We start from the raw sequence: 1,215 nt of genomic DNA, 5'->3' as shown, positions 1-1,215 counted from the left end.
CAGGGCGCGAGCATACTTTGACTCATCTTCATCCAAAGAACACTCTTGCACGATAATCATCACTCCAGCCTGCTTTCTTGAGCTTGTTTCTCTGGCTCGGGGCGCCACAATCACATTGTTTAACCATGTTCAAGACAAGACGCCGGAATAACGCAAGATTCTCAATCGCACCATCCAGAACAATCCGTGAATCATCTTCTTTAAAAACGACATCAAGAATATAATGCTGACTATTTTCAATTCGCCAATGCTGACGAATATAGTACCCCAATAATTTATGCCGGGGAGAAAGTGAACTCACATAATAGGACGTATCCACTGTCCCTGTGCCATTTTGTATCCGGTGGCGTTCAACCGCAATAATGCTACGAATGGTCGGCCATTTAGCGGCCATTTCAGGGGAGAATTTCGGTTTTAACTGGAATACATAACGCTCTTCACGTCGGCCATGGGCTTCTTGCTTGATTTCCGTAATAATTTGCTCTTTGCTGGCATCAAACACGCCTTGAAATTGGGACTGAACCGCTTCCCACAGGTGAGGCTGATTTTTCTTCACCTGAACGACCACATGGGCTTTCTTTTCCCGGATTTTTTCCAGTGTTTCACGCTGACAATGCAAGGCATCAAGGGTCACGATACTGCCTTTCAGGTTAAGGATATCCAGCATCTGGCGAACGATACTGATTTCCCCCTCTTTGGTGGCGGTGGCTTTCTGACTCAACACTAATCCTGCCTCGGTATCATAAGCAGTGACCAGCTGGACTGCGTTCTTCTTTTCATTACGATAAGCATGTCGCAGCACTTTCCCGTCAAAGGCAATAACGGGTTTGCCGCCCGATTCACGCTGTTCATTAACCCAGTTGAGTAAGGCTTCCAACAGGGAGTCAAGCTCGATAGCGCACAGTATTCTGGCAATGGTGTGCCGACACGGTATGCCATTGGGAAAAGAGCGATATTCTCTCAGCCACTTAATTTTGGCATGACCATAAGTCTCAATGTCTTGCCAGCCTTCGGCTCCCGCCATAATAGCGCTGACGACCAGAAAAATGACATCAATCAGCTCGTACTGACGATTGATATCAGAGCGGGTTTCTTTAACAACGGCGAGGTGTTCAATCAGAGTCATCATTGAGCTATCTGAAGAGAAATAAGCGTGATTAGATCATGTCATTACTCTACTTTCAATAGGCGTTAAAAAAGTATGCTCGCGCCCTG

At 46.3% G+C, this 1,215-nt stretch carries 1 protein-coding gene; it reads right to left on the bottom strand.

Features of this window, described 5'->3' with window-relative positions:
• Positions 1 to 28: 28 nt before the first annotated feature.
• Entirely contained in the window at positions 29 to 1,126 is a 1,098-nt protein-coding gene (locus AM629_RS21120; RefSeq protein WP_054481763.1) for an ISAs1 family transposase, read from the bottom strand.
• Positions 1,127 to 1,215 lie beyond the last annotated feature (89 nt).

The organism is Photorhabdus heterorhabditis (assembly GCF_001280945.1).
Lineage (GTDB): Bacteria > Pseudomonadota > Gammaproteobacteria > Enterobacterales > Enterobacteriaceae > Photorhabdus > Photorhabdus heterorhabditis.
The sequence above is the reverse complement of the archived record's forward strand: the minus strand, read 5'-3'. Positions and strand labels throughout refer to the sequence as shown.